The organism is Saprospira sp. CCB-QB6, assembly GCF_028464065.1.
Lineage (GTDB): Bacteria > Bacteroidota > Bacteroidia > Chitinophagales > Saprospiraceae > Saprospira.
Window position 1 is genome coordinate 219,866 of the sequence record NZ_CP116808.1, and the last position, 14,674, is coordinate 234,539.

A 14,674-nucleotide genomic window follows, 5' to 3' on the forward strand; every position below is an offset into this window, starting at 1 on the left:
AATAAAAAAGAGAGCACTACAAATTCGGCAAACGCTTCCGAATCTGCTCAATAAATTCTTCATTTTCATGGGCAGCAGAGTCAGCGGATACATCATCTGCAAAGTCTTCATCATCTTTGTCGGTCAGGCCCAATTCTTTGAAGATGAGGCCCGCATTATAAGACTCTTTGCTATCTGCCGAGTGGAAGTTGCGCAATAGCTGTTGGGCCACTAACTCTTTGCGATACTCGAGATTTTGGTCAATTTCATAGGCCAAATCGAGTTTAGGATCTTCTTTTGAACTTTGTCCCTTGGCAAAAATGGCCGCAAAATCTCTACTGCGATGCATATTAGAGCCCAAAAAGTCTTTGCTTTGGGCATTCATCTGTAGTTGTAGTTCTTCCTTGCGCAATCGCCGATCGACCAAAATACTATCTTCTGGCAAGCCCAAATCTTCGGCCTCCAAGGGGTCTTCATCCATAGTAGGGTCTCGGCCCTCTTCGGGGACGGGGGCCAAGCGACCTTTGGCCGTGGTTTTTCGACTTTCCCGTTCCTCCGCCAAGGCTTCCGTTAAATGCAAGGGATCTTCTTGAATATCCTCCATCTCCTCCGCCAAATCTTCCGTTAAATCGCCCTCCTCTTCTAGCTCATCCTCCTCTCCTTCTAACTCTATTTCTAGTGGTTCTTCTTCTTCGGCTTCTACATCAGTTGTTGGCTCCTCTTCGGCTTCTTCTGTAGGCAAAAGTTGTTGCTCTAATTTAGCCATAGCTCGATTGACAGAAACAAGTTCATCTTCTTCCATCAAGCCTTTTTGACTTTCTTGATTAACAGGGCTGAGCTGCTCTTCTTCCTCTTCCTCCTGATATATTTTGCTAAATTTCTTCTTATACATCTTGGGCCTACTTTAAATGATTAGTTGATCTAAACTACAGTTTTTAGCTCAATTCCCCAACTTTGTTTTAGGCTTTGCCAGCAACCTAATACTTAATTTAATAAAGTGGTTATCCTTAGTTATCCGAGCTTGCGCAGAGCCGCCCCAATTGGCTGAGGGGCTGGAGCAGGGCCGCCGAAGGCGGCAGACCAAGGAGCCAAAGGCGACGCAGGGCCGAGCAGACCTGCGAGCTGCGCAATGGCCCGACCCAAGGCCAAAGGCCGCAGGGGCAGCCCCAAAAAATCCTCTTACTGAACTGTTAAAAATTCTTTGCTAAAGGGCAAAATAGGCCTAACTTAGGGCAAACTAACAGAACATGCGATCTTTTATACTTTCTTTGGCCCTGCTTCTGGCTTTGGGGCAAACGGCTTGGGCGCAATGGCCCGATGAGCGAGACAGCAAGGCGAGTTTTGATAATTCGGCGGCTGGTTTATTGAGTTTTGGCGTGGCGGGACAAACTGCTAGCTTGCTGCATCAGGAGGATTATCAGGCGCCAATGGGCGTTGGGGCTAATTTCCGCTTGCAGTTCCACAACCGAATTAACACAGAATGGGCGCTGCATTATATGCAGGCGGATTTTGGCGAAGATGTTTTTCGCAAAGACATTTTTGTTTCGGCCAATGTCCTTTTTTACCCTTTTCCGGGCAATGAAGATTTTGAGGAAAGCTGGCGGCCATTTATCTCTTTGGGCGGCAGCATGAATTATGGCGCCTTAGAGGCTAATGCCACACCTACAAATCAGGTAGACCGCTGGAACCCCGCGCTGGCCTTGGGTTTGGGGACGCATCTCAACCTAACCCCCAAATTTGACCTTAGTATTTCGACCCAATATATGCTGGAATTTGGCGAGGAATTGAGTCGACAAACAAGCAATGGCCGCTTATTGCTCCTCAGTTTACCCAGCGATCGGGTCGAACAACGCTTTCTTTTTAGCCTCAGCCTTAACTATAAAATTGCAGACCTATGGTAAGCCGAATATTTTTTGCGTTGGCCCTGCTTCTTTTTGGCCAAACGAGCTTTGCTCAATACGATCAATTGGAGGATTATGAAAAAGATGCCCCCTTTGCCTCTACGGAAGGCCTGCTCAAGCTAAATTTTGCTTTTGCTTCGGGTTTTATGCCCAATCAAATTATCTATAATCATTATTTGCAGGGCAGTCTGGCCTATTTTCCAGAAAAAAAAGTGGCCCTAAGGGCCGATTTCTCAATGCTCTTGTCTAGCCCCAGCCAAGGAAGCATTCTAAAAAACAATACAGGCATTTATTTGGGCGGTTTTTGGCATTTTGTCGACAAACCCATTTGGGACCCTTATGTTGGCCTGCAAGCCGGGCTGCATATTAGCCAAACAACCTATGAAAAGCCTGGCTTTATCTACCCTCAATATGGTGAGTTTCAGGTTTCGCCTGCCGTTCAATTTCAGACCGGTGTCAATTTTTACATCAGCAAACATTTGCACTTATCGGCTGGCGCTCAAGCTATTGTAGCAGAGCAAAAAGGCGGAAAAGTCCCCGATGATTATTCCCTTACCGAATTTCGAGCGCATTTGGGCCTTGGCCTTCAATTTGGGTTGATTGATCTGGAGAAGAAGAAGAATAAAGTGTTTTAGTTTTTCTTTTGGGGCCCGCGGCCGGCTAGGCTGCGCCTAGGTCGGCCGCCGCTATGCTGCGCCGCTCGCAGGTCTGCTCGGCCCTGCGTCGCTTTGCTCCTTGGTCTGGCGCTTCGCGCCACGGCTGCGCAGCGCTGGGCCATAAAAGCCCGCTGGAAGTCTTTTCCAGCGGGCTTTTATTTTGGACCAAAAAAAAGCGCTATGCCCGCAGATTCGGGATAGAGCTCCTTCTTGGATATTTAAGCGAGATTTTCGCCTAACGGCTAGCCGAAATCGTTTGGCTATCGTTAATTTTTAGGCCTTTGGGCAAATAAACTACAAATTTGATTTGTTCTTCACAAACTTCCCCAGCTTTCATCAGGGTAGATAGTTCTTTGGCCCAAGCTAATTTAATTTCTTGGCAAGCTGCATTGTAGTCCGCAGTCAATTTATAACGTCCTTTTTGGACCAAAAAGCTCAAAAGCTGCTCATCAATTTCTGTTACAGAAAGCTCTCCTTCAATAAAAATCGAAGGCCCTTCAGTTTCCCGTACTTCAACAGGGAAATTGCCCAAGTCAATAGCTACGGTAGTAGCGGCTTGTACAGCAAAAGACTGATAGAGTTTTTTTTGGCTTTGCGCCTTGAGCTGAGCAAAAGAAATAAAGCAAAAAACAACAAATAATAGTCTGTAAATCATAGAATTAAGAGCTTGCATTAGTACTTAGGTATTTTACGTAGTTCAAAAGCGGTTACAAAGGTAAGGCTTGCTTTTCAAATACACAAATCTTATTTAAACTTATTCTGTAGAAAGATCCTGAATAGTACTATTGTTAGCAAATTTAACGGTTTCGGGTACATAGAAAATGTAGGAAAGGGTTTCCATGCACTCCTTTCCCTTTACCATGAGTACATTATTGGTCTTTTTAGAGGATATTGTCAGTTCATTGGTCGCCAAATCAATTTCTTTGACCAAGTTGTATCGCCCCTGATTAACAATAAAATCGAGGAGACGTGGGCTCGGCACAGCAATCTCTATTTTCGTTTCAATCATTAGCCGATGGCCTTGAGAAGGCTTCACTTCCACCTTGGCTCCTACTACATTGATATTGATTGTCTGTGCCCCATCCAAAGTCATACTCTGATGAATGATTTTACTAGCCTGGGCCTGTAGCCTACAACTAGCGAAAAGACAAAAAACGATCATTAGTTTATAAAATATTCGCTTCATCAGGGTTGAAATACCTTTTTAAATAACAAGAGAATGTTATATTGGAGATGGATGCCAAGCATAAAGCCATGAGCTAGATAGACTCGGTCTTTAGCAGTTGAAAAGAAAAAATTGTGACAGTCTTTAAACTGTTCGTTTTCGCTTGGCCTATCAAAAACCAAGCCTAGTAAAAACAACTAACACTCAAATAAATAAAAAATTATTTTCTTGAGCACAGCATCCAAAATTATACAAAAAAGACAGGATTTTCAATTTATGTGGAATAAAAAAGACTATGCTATAGAGCTAAGAGGACTTCTTCTTGAACAAAATCAACAATTATTGCTTGGTCCTCTAAACTGGCAAATCCCCTTGGGTAGCTTCAATATCTTGTACGGGCCTCTGAGTAGTGCCAAATCTTTGCTTTTGGCCTTTTTACATGGACAGCTTAGCGCAACCAAAGGCGAAGGCCGCATTCTAGACTTTGACCTTTATCAATTAGACGACTTGCAACGCTCTGCATTAAGAAGACGCATTGCGCTTTTATCGCTCAAACAGCCACTTTTGCCCCAACAAAAAATGCAAGAACAGCTTGATTTATTGCTTTTAGCTACAGACTGGAGTAGCAAAAGCCAACGGCAACACCGCATAGATCAATTACTCCATTTTTTTCAGCTAGAAAATCAACGCTTTAATGCATTAGGCCAATTACAGCCCTTAGAGCGCTTACTTTTTCGCCTGATGCGTGCTTTACTCAATCATCCACAGGTCCTTTTACTTGATGAGCCCACAGCAGAACTTAATCAAAAAGATGCTCAAGCCTTTTTTAGACTAGTCCAAGCTTATGCAAGTAGTCAAGACTGTACCGTTATTTACAGTACGCACCGACGCCCTCCGGAAACAAAGCTCGCTTTTGAGTTATATTACTGTCAAGCTGGAAAAATTGAAAAACGCATAGAACTCCCCCCAAACTATTAAGCTTAAAGAGAAACGACTAGCCAGCAGTTTTGCCAGCTAGTCGTTTTCATTTTGCAGTCTTGGATTTGTAGCAGCAAATCCCCATTTTCATGATTGTTAGGTGGTCATCTTATTGGACATCCAGCAATTAGACGTCTATAAAAGGGCCAAGGTTGCTTTCCGCTCTAAAACTTTTTTCCCAAACCTAGGTAAAAGCCCCAGCTATGTGCATAAGACTGCTGATTTTGCAGAGGATCTTCCAATAAAGAAGTCAAGCCCCATCTGGTTTGCAAACCATATTGCAACTCCCAACTATCCTTAAATTTATGTCGTTGCCCCAAACGCAGAGCAATACCCCACTCCCATTGCTTATAATCAAATAAAAAATTGCCTGAAGACTGTATACTACGACTGCTTTCAAATTGTACCATTTTTCCAGCATACCCCCCTAACTCAACAAAAGCTTGAAGCTTGTCTCCCCAAAGTCGATAAAGCGATTGCTCTAGCCCTAACTCTAAACTCATATAGTTTAAGTGTATGTCCTGCTTTCCCAACAAGCCCTTATAACTGTAATCATAGGTTTTTACTAGGTTTTTACTCCACCAAAAGCTAGCCGTCAACTGCTGTTCTCTGCTCAGCGCATAACGATAGTCTAAGGCCCAGTTGAAACTAGGAGTAGTTAAACTATGCCCATTTTCGGGATGATCCGCAGCCAATAACAATGTCAAATGCTGATATTCAACCTTTTTTTGCTGAAAATCATTGGTCAATAACTGCTGCTCTAAGCTCGAACGCAAACCTATATAATGCTTTCGCTCTGGCCGTTTAAGAGTTATAGGCGCCTTAGGCCCAACTTCTTCTTGCAACTCTTCCTCTAAAGCAATTGCCTCAGGCAAAAGCGCTGGCAAATATAAGGGACTAGCCAACTCCTCTTGGCTCGCCAATGCAGAAGAAGTGACTTTTAAGTTATCCGCTCCCCCATTCAATGGCGCTCTCTTTAATTGCCCATCAATAACAGCCGACTCTTTCTGAGTATTCGCCAAAATATTGGCCTTTTTATCTGGAGCCTCCTCTCCTAGTTCCTGAGCAGCTGGCCACAAAGTGTTTGTTGGTGGCCATTGCCCCGCAGCGGTAGCCTTCATTTTAGGCCCATTTTTTTTAGCTCGATCTTGCTCTTTTTCCTTTAAGCCCGAAGCATTTTTATGCTGCTGGCTTTTTCCTGCCCCCAACAAAGGCGTCCCCTCCTCTTTCTTTTGAGAAGAGCTGCCTGCTTCAGCCCGATAAGTCGTTTTTTGGACCAAAGGCGCCTTGTTTTCTGGCCAAAAACCTTCACTAATTTCTGGTCCATAAGCTTTGCAAAATAATAGCAGTAAAGCCGCCCAACTCAAACGCCAGCTCCAAACACGGAAGCGATAACGAAATGCCAATTGGTCCAGTGGCCGCTGCAATTTCGTCCAAACCTGCTCCAACTCTAATTGCTGATCAATAGCCGACCAAAGCTCCGATGGTGCCTTAGGCGATTCTTTCTGCGCATAAGCCTCCCGTATTTTTTGATCCATTAAACTATCGTCATCCACAACTAAATCTGCAGAAATAGCCGACCATAAACCCGATGGAGCCTTAGTTTTTTGTCCCGACAATTTGTCTTTTAACTGCTCGTCTAATGCCAAATCATCAAGCTCCGCAGCCAAATTATCCCAAAGATGACTAGGCGCATAAACCCGCAATTCCTCTGGCAAGGCCCGCAAACGCTGCCCCAAAAGGTCTTTCTCTTCTTCTCTATACATCTCCCTGAAGTTTGACCAACAAATCTTTTAATAGGCTGCGTGCCCGACTCAATTGCGATTTTGAAGTCCCCTCCGAAATCTGCATCTGCTCCGCAATTTCTTTATGTGCATAGCCTTCTATCGCATACAATTTGAGTACCATGCCCGCCTTTCTCGGCAACTGATTCAATAACTCCAAAAGCTCCGCAGCATTTATTCTCGATAAAATATCATCTACCTTTAACTCTTGCTGCTGCTGATAGTTTTCAGAATGCACCTTTTCTCGCTTGCGCTTCCGATAATGGTCCAAAGCCGTATTTACCAATATCCGACGCATCCAAGACTTTAAAGCCGCCTGAAACTTAAAGCGCTCCAAATTCTTAAAGATCTTTATAAAACTCTCCTGCAAAACATCCGCAGCATCTTGGTCCGATTTGCAATAAATTAAGGCTACGGCATACAAATCATCGGCATAACGACGATAAAGCGCCTCCTGATAGCGCCGCTTATGCTTAATACATTGGGCAACCAATTCCTCATCGGTCAAATGTGAAAATTCATCTTTTGGCATGGCGTTCTGGGGGATTTGATTAGTCAATAATTCAATGCTGCTGTTTTGGGGCCTCCCGCCTAGGGCGGGCGCTACGTTGCGCAGCTCGCTGTTCGCTCGGCCCTGCAGCCCTGCGGGCTTTGGTCTGCCGCCTTCGGGCCACTGCTGCACATCGCTAGGCCAGGCGGGCTGCGCCCGCTTGGGGACCGTCTTTGCTAGGACGAAAAAACAGCCCCCAAGGTTGGATTTTCCTTTTTTGCGTTCTACAGGCCCAAAGGGCCGCAGGCTGAGGGATGAACAGTGGTGGCGCGAAGCGCCAGACCCAGTTTTTTGAGCGTAGCGAAAAAAACGCAGGGCCGAGCAGACCTGCGAGCCCACGAACAGCCCGACCCGCCCGATAATTCATGAGGGTTTTAACCCTCATTTTGCATAAGTTCGCAAAGCGGTATCGCTTTGCGCTGGCTTTCAACCCAACGGGCGGGGCAGCCCCAAAAATTAAACTGTTAGAATTTGTAGAAAGCCTGCAGCCATACCCAAAATGCTCCCCACCAAGAGGAGTTTCCATTCATCTTGTTGGAAAACGGGCCGAAGAAAATCGACAAATTCCTCTGGGGGCAGGCTACTCATCTTGTCGCTAAGTGTATGCTCAATATCTAGCGCTTGCTGAGCATAATCAAAAATCAGATGGATGTGCTCGGGCACCTCGGCCACCAAACGGCGGCAAGCAATTTCCTTGATGCGATCATAACTATCGCTGCCCGAAGTGATGCGAATGAGTGCGCTAGAAAAACCCGCAGTTTGGTCAAAACTCTCATTCACGTGCTGTTCAATAATATGAAGCAGGCGGTCAGAGGCATCGCCCTCGAACATAGCCCGAAAAATATTGGGCATGGTAATAATTTCGTTGGCCACGATATTTGCATATTCTTTGGCCACTTCTTTTTGGCGCAAAATAAATAGGCCCTGAATTTTCCAGCCAAAAAGTTTGTATGCTTTGGCGGGCTTAAAAATCATGTTGAGGGCCAAGACATTGGTCAGATAGCCGACGACTAGGCCGCCCAAGGGAAGTTGCCACCAAGCCCCAAAGGGAATCCAGATCAGCATTTGGGCAATACCGAACAAAAAGCCAAAATAAAGGCCTGAGTATTCAATAAACTTAAATTCCTTATCGCCTACATCCAAAAACATGCGATTCATCAACTCCTTATTATTGCTCAGGTGGTTGATTGTCATTTGTTTGAGGTTAAAGATTTCGGTAATATTATCCTTAACCTCTTGCATAATTTCCTCTGTAACTTTTGGAATTTCTCTAGCGGCCCGTTCAAAAACGGCTGCTTTTTGTTTTTCGGGCAAAAGTTTCCAGAGTGGAAGTTCTTCGCGCATCGCCTCATTGATAATCTCTCTGGTGAGATCGAGCATGCGGGGTTCCATCTCCTTGGCGATCACTCTGGGGTTGATGCGGTCGAATTGTTCTTCCACATCAATGAGTTTATCCGTAATCATATCTACGGAAGTATCGGCCATGCTGACTCCTTTAGATGGAATAATACCTTGCCAGCCCAGAATAGGATGGCCGTTTTTGGTCGTCCAGCCCACAAATTCTAGGGGATAAAAGGTCATTTTGAGGGCCAATTTATTGGTTCCCCAGCCCACCACAGCAGAAATGACAGGGATGAGTAGTGCCCAAAAGCTAAATCGGTCGACATAAAAGACCTGAAAAAAATCGAGGATAATGTTTAGGTATTCCATCATAAGGCCCTAAAATTAAGGCATCTCTCCTAAAGTTGGATTTTTTTGAGGCTTTTATTTTTAGTCTGGCCCAAAAAAAAGACCGCAGTTTTTGCGGTCTTTTTTTAAAACTTATTCTGCTGCTTGAGCGGCTTCGGCTTCTTGTTTATTTCGGTTGATGAGTTTGCGAATCCAGTTGGGGACCACAATCATTCCGATGAAAAGGTAGAGATAATAAGTAAAGAATCGCCAGAAAATGGTCATGACTAAAAGTAATGTCCCTCCAGCGGGTAGATAATCAGAATGAAAATTCTCGAAAGAGGATTCTGCTGCGCCAGCGCCGCCAGGCGTAGGAACGATGGCCATAATCACATACATGGCAATTTGTCGGCCCACAATAAATACCTGTTGGACAAAAAGCGAGAAATCTTGTTGGTCAATCAGTACGCTGCTGTAGTGTGCTTGTACGGCGGGATCTGTAGAATTGGCGATAAAGGCCATAATCAAACAGTTGAGGACCATAAAGCGAGAGGCCCAAGCGCCAGCCGTTGCTCCGAAAGCCTTGAGGTGAAACTGCCATTTTTGGCGACGAAGTTCGCCAGAAGCGAGTTGCATATCTTGGCCCATTTTATCGGCACTTTCTTTAAAGCGGCGCAAAAGAGGGAGGCTAGTAATAGCCATTAGTACGCGATGTACGGCTTTGGCATTGATAAACACTCCGTAGAAAAAGAGGCTCCCATAAACAGACATAAATAAATAGGCCCCAAAAAAGCCCGCTCCAAAATATTGATTAATCATTTCGGAAAAGCTAGTTGTGCCTGGCAAAATGATTAGAAAACCAAAAACAGAAAAGAGCAGCAACAGTGAAGAAAGGTAGAAAAAGGTATCTAATACAATTGTGTAAAAGATAATCATAGTGGTTCTACCTGGAGAAATTTTTTCTTGAGAGAGTGCGACTAAGGCTACGGCAGAGCCCCCCACAGAGGTGGGGGTAACGGCAGAGCTAAACTCCCAGACAAAAATCATTTCAAAGCATTTTCTCCAGCTAAAAAAGCCTTGCGTAATGGTCCTCAGTCGAAACATATAGGCAAAGTGGCGAAGCAGCACAAAGAAAAAAGCCCCAGCGATCCAGTAGAGCGTTTTGGGGTTCCATGAAATTTTTTGGAAATCTTCTAGGCTAAAATCTTGAATAAAAAGATATACGATAACGATAAGGCCAGCAGCCACGGCAATAGCAATACGGCCGGGGCTGATTGATTTAAGGGCTTCATCTTGTTTATCTTTGGGTGTAGATTGTTCTTCTGTAGAAGAAGGTTGCACAGACATGCTTAGCAAACTTTAAGATGAACTCCGTAAAAGAGTTCCGATGATTAAATGAGCTTAATCCTCCTCGGCCCAAGCCATACAAAAATCATTGTATTGCTCAGAGAGGCTTAAGATGTTGATTTTTTCTTGTTGGAGGAGTTCAAGTAGGGCCAAAAAGGTAAAAATGGCTTGCATTTGTCCATCGAGTGGCAAAAAGAGGTCCTCAAAGCTAGCGCGTTCTAATTTTTCCAATTGCCGTTTGAGGTAGTGTCTTTGTCCTTCAATGGTGTAGGGATAATGAACGATTTTATGCACGGGGCGATTTTCTCGTTCTTGTAATTTTTCTAAAAGTTGCTCATAGGTTTTGAGTAAGCGAAAAAGATTTAGATTTTCCAGTTCGGCATCAGCTAGGGCTTGGTTAGCCACAGTTTGTAGCTCTAAAACCAAATTTCCACGAGCTTGTTGTTCCTGCCGTTTAACTTCTTGCTCTCGAAGGAGGGCAAAAATTTCTTTGTAGCTTTTATAGGCGAGTAGACGTTCGACCAATTCTTGTCGGGGGTCGATTTCTTCTCCTTCTTCATTTAATTCTTTGCGGGGCAAAAGCATTTTGGCCTTAATGCGCATCAGGCTAGCGGCCACCAAGATAAACTCGCTAGCTAAGTCTATGTTCATCCGTTCTAGCTCATGCGTATAGACCAAAAAATCTTTGGTAATCGAAGAGATCGGGATGTCGTAAATATCGAGCTCATCGCGCTCGATAAAAAATAGCAAGAGGTCAAAGGGCCCCTCGAATTGTGGAAGCTTGATGGTATAAGTCACGTAGAAAAAGAAAGTTTTTCCTATTTTTGCGCAGGCTAAATTTGCAGGGGGCAAAAGTAATAAAAAAGGCCCGCATCACTGTTTAAACTGCTATTAAGTTGCAGAAAAGCCAAAAAACTTCCGTTATGACTGACAAAATATCGCCAGAAGCGGCCAGCGCCTTGGCCCAAATTGACAAAAGCCGTTTGCCCAAGCATATTGCTATTATTATGGATGGAAATGGCCGTTGGGCCGAAAAGCAGGGAAAAGCCCGTGTTTTTGGCCATCAAAATGGCGTAGAGGCCGTTCGAGCGACTACCGAAACAGCGGCCCAACTGGGCATCGAGTTTTTGACGCTCTATGCTTTTTCTACTGAAAACTGGAACCGCCCCAAAGAAGAAGTAGCTGCACTCATGACCCTTTTGGTCCAAACGATTAAGGGAGAGTTGCCCACTTTGCAAAAAAATAAAATTCGCTTGCAGGCGATTGGCGATTTGGAGAGTTTACCGCAAGCTACCCGCGACGAACTACAAGAAGCCATTGATGCTACGGCCCAAAATGATCGAATGACTTTGATTTTGGCCCTTAGCTATAGTGCTAAATGGGAAATTGTAGAGGCCGTAAAACGCATTGCGTCTAAAGCACAAAGCGGAGAATTGGCCCTAAATGATATTGATGAAAAAGTAGTGGCCAATGCGCTGAGTACAAGCGGCCTACCCGATCCAGAATTACTCATTAGAACAAGTGGCGAAAGCCGAATTAGCAACTTTTTGCTTTGGCAAATTGCTTATGCTGAATTATATTTTACACCTGTATTTTGGCCTGACTTCCGAGAGAAAGAACTCTATGCCGCCATTGCCGATTTTCAGTCTAGACAAAGACGATTTGGCAAAACTGCCGCTCAAATTTTATCTGAAGAAGAATAAGGCCAGAAAAGCGGCCCCATTGGCCCTTTGGGCCAAAATGGCTTAGGGATGGATAGTGGTGGCCGAAGGCCAGACCGAGCAAAAATGCGCAGCATTTTTTGCGAAGGGCCGAGCGAACAGCGAGCCACGACACAGCCCGACCCAAGGCCGAAGGCCGCAGGGGAAGCCCCAAAAAAACACCCTTGTTGTTAAATATCCTTAAAATCAAAAATGTCAGCAGGATTTGTAGAATTGGGCAAAACGCTCAAACCACACCATATTAAAGGCGCCATCAAAGCGCAGCTAGAAGAGGGCTATGTCCCTAGTTTAGAGGCCGCTGCGGCTGTTTTTATTGAGCATCAAGGCCAAAAAATTCCTTTCTTTTTGGAGGAATTGGAAGCTGGAAAAACTTGGATTATCAAGTTAGAGGGCATTGATGATCGCAATCAGGCTGAACAATGGAGCCGAAAAACGCTTTACCTCAGAGAAAAAGACCTTTTGGAAGGTGCTGCTCCGATTTCGGGCCTCGCTTTCGACTTTTTGATTGGGTTTCATCTCATTGATGAGGATTTGGGTGATTTGGGCGAAATTATCGACCTTTTAGAACTGCCTCAGCAAGAAATGGCCATCTTAAATATTGAAGAAAAAGAGGTGCTTATCCCCCTTCACGAGGATCTGATTGTAGAAATTTTGGAAGCGGAAAAGCAAATTATCATGCAACTTCCAGAAGGATTATTGGACCTTTAAAACAATGACTCATGGCTTACGATTTGGCCAAAAAAATAAGCGCTGCAAAAAAATATTCTGATTATTTGCCTTGGATTGAAGCCGCTTTGACGCAAAATAAAACTTCGGGCGATAATCATTCTGAATTTTATCTGCACTTTACCAAAATGAATGTGCAGCGCATGAAACGTTTGGAAAAAACGACAACAATTTGGCCCGAATTAATTGAATTGGCTAAAAATAGTCAGAAAAAATTGCTCTTTTTGGTCTTAACTGAAGCTTGGTGCGGAGATGCTGCCCAAAATTTGCCGCCCATTTATAAATTGGTGCGAGAACAGCCCAATTGGCAAATGAAAACGCTTTGGCGCGACGAGCATTTGGATTTGATGGAGGATTATAAAACGGAAGGCGGCATTGCCATTCCCAAAGTTCTCTTAATTGATGCCGACACCCTAGATGTTTTGGGAAATTGGGGCCCGCGGCCCGAAGCCGCCCAACAAAAAGTTCGCGATTATAAGGCTTTGGAAGAAAAACCGCCTTATGAAGACTTTGCCAAAGAAATGCAACTTTGGTATGCCAAAGATAAAACGCAAAGTTTGCAGAAAGAACTTCTCGATTGGTTGAGCAATCTAGTCTAAACCCTTTTCGCCCCTGCTTTTAACAAAGAGCGCAAAAACGAATTGTTTTTGCGCTCTTTGTATTTTTAATCAATTTGCTCGGCTTGGGTCCGAAAAGACAACCCTTGTTGGCCTGAAGTAGAAATCATAATGGCTTCAAAAATTGGTTTTGGCCCAGCTTCCTGCGCCCATTTTATGATAAAACTAGCGCCAGTACCGCCTTCTTTATCTTTTTCATTCAAAACTAAAGAAAGTGTTTGCAAAGGGCGCAAAAAAATGGGTTGCTCTAAATATTTCCGCAATAATTCGCCCTCTCCATTATAATAATGGAGCTGAGAAATATACAAACTATCTTTGGGCGAGCGATTGCGCAAACTCAACGTAACCGTCAATTGATGCTGACGCCCTTCATGCAGTGAAAAAACAGCGGGATAAACAGAAAGATAACTCTTTTTCTCCTCCCCTTTTATAGGCTCCAATAATTGTTGAGCCGCCGTTTGCTCTTCCCAAATGGGCCGCTTTACATCAGAAGCTGTTTCAGGCAAAACGGGCTGGCAAGCCGATAAAATAACTAGCAAAAAAAATAAAGGAATCCATTTCATAGCGCTTTTTTTGGGAAGATACTACTTTTTCATTTTTCTTCTTTATTTAGGCTTATATGTATCTATTTCACCCCTTGACTAATTAGCTCTTTCCCAAAAACTGCTTGGGCAGTTGCTGTTTACTGGCCTCTTCAGCTATTTCTCCAATTCTTTTTGCTCTAGTTTCTGCTCGTTTGGCAAGAGCAATCCAGCTTAGTATATGCTTTCGCTTAGATTTACTCAAGCTTAAAAAATAGGCTTTTGAATGGGGCTGCTGTCCAAATTCTTTTTCTAGGTCTTCTGGTATAAGCAATTGCTCTGCACTGTCTAATAGGGTCCAAGATCCATTTTGCTTGGCGATTTCTATACAAGCTAGGCCAGCCTCTTTCATTAAATTTTGCGCTATCAAATAGATAACTTTGTCTTTATTAACTTTAGACCAGGTACTATTGGGTTTTCGTCTAGAAAAAAATTGCTGATAACTAGCGGCATCGATGCTTTGTTTCTTGCTATCTATCCAACCAAAACAAAGTGCTTCCTCAACAGCATCAGTCCAACTGATGGAGTCGATGCCCGTCTTTTTTTTATAAAAGATTAGCCATACAGATTCTTGACTATCATGATTTTCTTCTAACCATTTTCGCCAATCACTACGGCTTTTCGGGTAAAATGTCTCTTGATTTTTATTGGGCATTCTTATCAGCTTTTTTTTATAGCTTGCTCCTAATATATAGAAAATAGACTAATGGAGTCTCTAGGATTTTCTTTTTTTGGGCTGCCCCTGCGGCCTACGGCCTTGGGTCGGGCTATGTCGTGGCTCGCTATTACTTGCTTCGCTGCGTCGGCTCCCGTTGGTCGGGTCGCTCGGCCCTGCGCAAAAAAACAAGTTTTTTGCTTGGTCTGCGGCTGCGCCGCACCACTTTCCATCCCTCAGCCGCTCATCCATTTTTTTTCTTGGGGCTTTTTTCTCCGGCCTTTTGAGGGTATTGTTTTTTCCTACTATTTCTAGCCCCATAGATTAAAAACCCACAGCAAAAAAG

Annotated in this window: 16 protein-coding genes; 6 read left to right on the forward strand and 10 right to left on the reverse strand. The window is 44.0% G+C overall.

Features of this window, described 5'->3' with window-relative positions:
- Window positions 1-16: 16 nt before the first annotated feature.
- Entirely contained in the window at window positions 17-871 is an 855-nt protein-coding gene (locus PPO43_RS00920; RefSeq protein WP_272619909.1) for a hypothetical protein, read from the reverse strand.
- Between the two features lie 355 nt (window positions 872-1,226).
- Between PPO43_RS00920 and PPO43_RS00925 the strand changes: the two genes are divergently transcribed.
- Window positions 1,227-1,880 (forward strand): hypothetical protein, encoded by a 654-nt coding sequence (locus PPO43_RS00925; protein ID WP_272619910.1) that lies wholly within the window; start codon window positions 1,227-1,229, stop codon window positions 1,878-1,880.
- Window positions 1,874-2,515, forward strand: a complete 642-nt coding sequence (locus PPO43_RS00930; RefSeq protein WP_272619911.1) for a hypothetical protein — start codon at window positions 1,874-1,876, stop codon at window positions 2,513-2,515. The genes PPO43_RS00925 and PPO43_RS00930 overlap by 7 nt, the downstream gene beginning before the upstream one ends.
- Window positions 2,516-2,771: 256 nt before the next feature.
- Here the strand turns inward: PPO43_RS00930 and PPO43_RS00935 are convergent, their stop codons facing one another.
- The gene (locus PPO43_RS00935) at window positions 2,772-3,191 is read right to left on the reverse strand and encodes a hypothetical protein (protein WP_272619912.1); all 420 of its coding nucleotides are present in this window, start codon (window positions 3,189-3,191) and stop codon (window positions 2,772-2,774) included.
- A gap of 99 nt (window positions 3,192-3,290) precedes the next feature.
- Window positions 3,291-3,722, reverse strand: a complete 432-nt coding sequence (locus tag PPO43_RS00940) for a hypothetical protein (RefSeq protein ID WP_272619913.1) — start codon at window positions 3,720-3,722, stop codon at window positions 3,291-3,293.
- A gap of 255 nt (window positions 3,723-3,977) precedes the next feature.
- On the opposite strand from PPO43_RS00940, the gene PPO43_RS00945 reads away from it, so the two are divergent.
- Window positions 3,978-4,679, forward strand: coding sequence for an ATP-binding cassette domain-containing protein (locus tag PPO43_RS00945; protein WP_272619914.1), 702 nt, complete (start codon window positions 3,978-3,980; stop codon window positions 4,677-4,679).
- Window positions 4,680-4,843: 164 nt separating this feature from the next.
- Here PPO43_RS00945 and PPO43_RS00950 read toward each other — a convergent pair whose 3' ends face one another.
- The 5 genes from PPO43_RS00950 to PPO43_RS00970 all read right to left on the reverse strand — a co-directional run bounded on the left by PPO43_RS00950 (window position 4,844) and on the right by PPO43_RS00970 (window position 10,880).
- Entirely contained in the window at window positions 4,844-6,445 is a 1,602-nt protein-coding gene (locus PPO43_RS00950) for a hypothetical protein (RefSeq protein WP_272619915.1), read from the reverse strand.
- Complete coding sequence (locus PPO43_RS00955) at window positions 6,438-6,995, reverse strand: RNA polymerase sigma factor (protein WP_272619916.1); 558 nt, start codon at window positions 6,993-6,995, stop codon at window positions 6,438-6,440. Before PPO43_RS00955 ends, PPO43_RS00950 begins: the two co-directional genes overlap by 8 nt.
- A 474-nt stretch (window positions 6,996-7,469) precedes the next feature.
- A complete protein-coding gene (locus PPO43_RS00960; protein WP_272619917.1) occupies window positions 7,470-8,726 on the reverse strand; it encodes a DUF445 domain-containing protein in 1,257 nt (418 codons plus the stop codon).
- 108 nt (window positions 8,727-8,834) lie between these two features.
- Entirely contained in the window at window positions 8,835-10,028 is a 1,194-nt protein-coding gene (locus PPO43_RS00965; protein WP_272619918.1) for a lysylphosphatidylglycerol synthase transmembrane domain-containing protein, read from the reverse strand.
- Window positions 10,029-10,082: 54 nt separating this feature from the next.
- Window positions 10,083-10,880: a segregation and condensation protein A gene (locus PPO43_RS00970; RefSeq protein ID WP_442985429.1), complete on the reverse strand. Its 798-nt coding sequence runs from the start codon at window positions 10,878-10,880 to the stop codon at window positions 10,083-10,085.
- Between the two features lie 71 nt (window positions 10,881-10,951).
- Here PPO43_RS00970 and PPO43_RS00975 point away from each other — a divergent pair, with 71 nt between their 5' ends.
- The 3 genes from PPO43_RS00975 (at window position 10,952) to PPO43_RS00985 (ending at window position 13,074) form a co-directional block, all read left to right on the forward strand.
- Window positions 10,952-11,731 (forward strand): isoprenyl transferase, encoded by a 780-nt coding sequence (locus tag PPO43_RS00975; protein WP_272619920.1) that lies wholly within the window; start codon window positions 10,952-10,954, stop codon window positions 11,729-11,731.
- Window positions 11,732-11,941: 210 nt separating this feature from the next.
- Window positions 11,942-12,457 (forward strand): ribosome maturation factor RimM, encoded by a 516-nt coding sequence (rimM, locus tag PPO43_RS00980; protein ID WP_272619921.1) that lies wholly within the window; start codon window positions 11,942-11,944, stop codon window positions 12,455-12,457.
- Between the two features lie 11 nt (window positions 12,458-12,468).
- Entirely contained in the window at window positions 12,469-13,074 is a 606-nt protein-coding gene (locus PPO43_RS00985) for a thioredoxin family protein (protein WP_272619922.1), read from the forward strand.
- Between the two features lie 65 nt (window positions 13,075-13,139).
- Here the strand turns inward: PPO43_RS00985 and PPO43_RS00990 are convergent, their stop codons facing one another.
- On the reverse strand, window positions 13,140-13,655 hold the full coding sequence (locus PPO43_RS00990; protein WP_272619923.1) for a DUF3124 domain-containing protein: 516 nt from the start codon (window positions 13,653-13,655) through the stop codon (window positions 13,140-13,142).
- A gap of 82 nt (window positions 13,656-13,737) precedes the next feature.
- Window positions 13,738-14,328 (reverse strand): YdeI/OmpD-associated family protein, encoded by a 591-nt coding sequence (locus tag PPO43_RS00995; RefSeq protein ID WP_272619924.1) that lies wholly within the window; start codon window positions 14,326-14,328, stop codon window positions 13,738-13,740.
- Between the last annotated feature and the right edge of the window lie 346 nt (window positions 14,329-14,674).

Excerpts from the sequence above, each read along its gene's own strand:
- PPO43_RS00965 (WP_272619918.1), bottom strand. The coding sequence starts at position 10,028 with ATGTCTGTGCAACCTTCTTCTACAGAAGAACAATCTACACCCAAAGAT.
- PPO43_RS00995 (WP_272619924.1), bottom strand. The coding sequence starts at position 14,328 with ATGCCCAATAAAAATCAAGAGACATTTTACCCGAAAAGCCGTAGTGAT.
- PPO43_RS00930 (WP_272619911.1), top strand. The coding sequence starts at position 1,874 with ATGGTAAGCCGAATATTTTTTGCGTTGGCCCTGCTTCTTTTTGGCCAA.
- PPO43_RS00945 (WP_272619914.1), top strand. The coding sequence starts at position 3,978 with ATGTGGAATAAAAAAGACTATGCTATAGAGCTAAGAGGACTTCTTCTT.
- PPO43_RS00955 (WP_272619916.1), bottom strand. The coding sequence starts at position 6,995 with ATGCCAAAAGATGAATTTTCACATTTGACCGATGAGGAATTGGTTGCC.
- PPO43_RS00935 (WP_272619912.1), bottom strand. The coding sequence starts at position 3,191 with ATGATTTACAGACTATTATTTGTTGTTTTTTGCTTTATTTCTTTTGCT.
- PPO43_RS00975 (WP_272619920.1), top strand. The coding sequence starts at position 10,952 with ATGACTGACAAAATATCGCCAGAAGCGGCCAGCGCCTTGGCCCAAATT.
- PPO43_RS00925 (WP_272619910.1), top strand. The coding sequence starts at position 1,227 with ATGCGATCTTTTATACTTTCTTTGGCCCTGCTTCTGGCTTTGGGGCAA.
- PPO43_RS00950 (WP_272619915.1), bottom strand. The coding sequence starts at position 6,445 with ATGTATAGAGAAGAAGAGAAAGACCTTTTGGGGCAGCGTTTGCGGGCC.
- PPO43_RS00990 (WP_272619923.1), bottom strand. The coding sequence starts at position 13,655 with ATGAAATGGATTCCTTTATTTTTTTTGCTAGTTATTTTATCGGCTTGC.
- PPO43_RS00960 (WP_272619917.1), bottom strand. The coding sequence starts at position 8,726 with ATGATGGAATACCTAAACATTATCCTCGATTTTTTTCAGGTCTTTTAT.
- PPO43_RS00920 (WP_272619909.1), bottom strand. The coding sequence starts at position 871 with ATGTATAAGAAGAAATTTAGCAAAATATATCAGGAGGAAGAGGAAGAA.
- PPO43_RS00985 (WP_272619922.1), top strand. The coding sequence starts at position 12,469 with ATGGCTTACGATTTGGCCAAAAAAATAAGCGCTGCAAAAAAATATTCT.
- rimM (WP_272619921.1), top strand. The coding sequence starts at position 11,942 with ATGTCAGCAGGATTTGTAGAATTGGGCAAAACGCTCAAACCACACCAT.
- PPO43_RS00940 (WP_272619913.1), bottom strand. The coding sequence starts at position 3,722 with ATGAAGCGAATATTTTATAAACTAATGATCGTTTTTTGTCTTTTCGCT.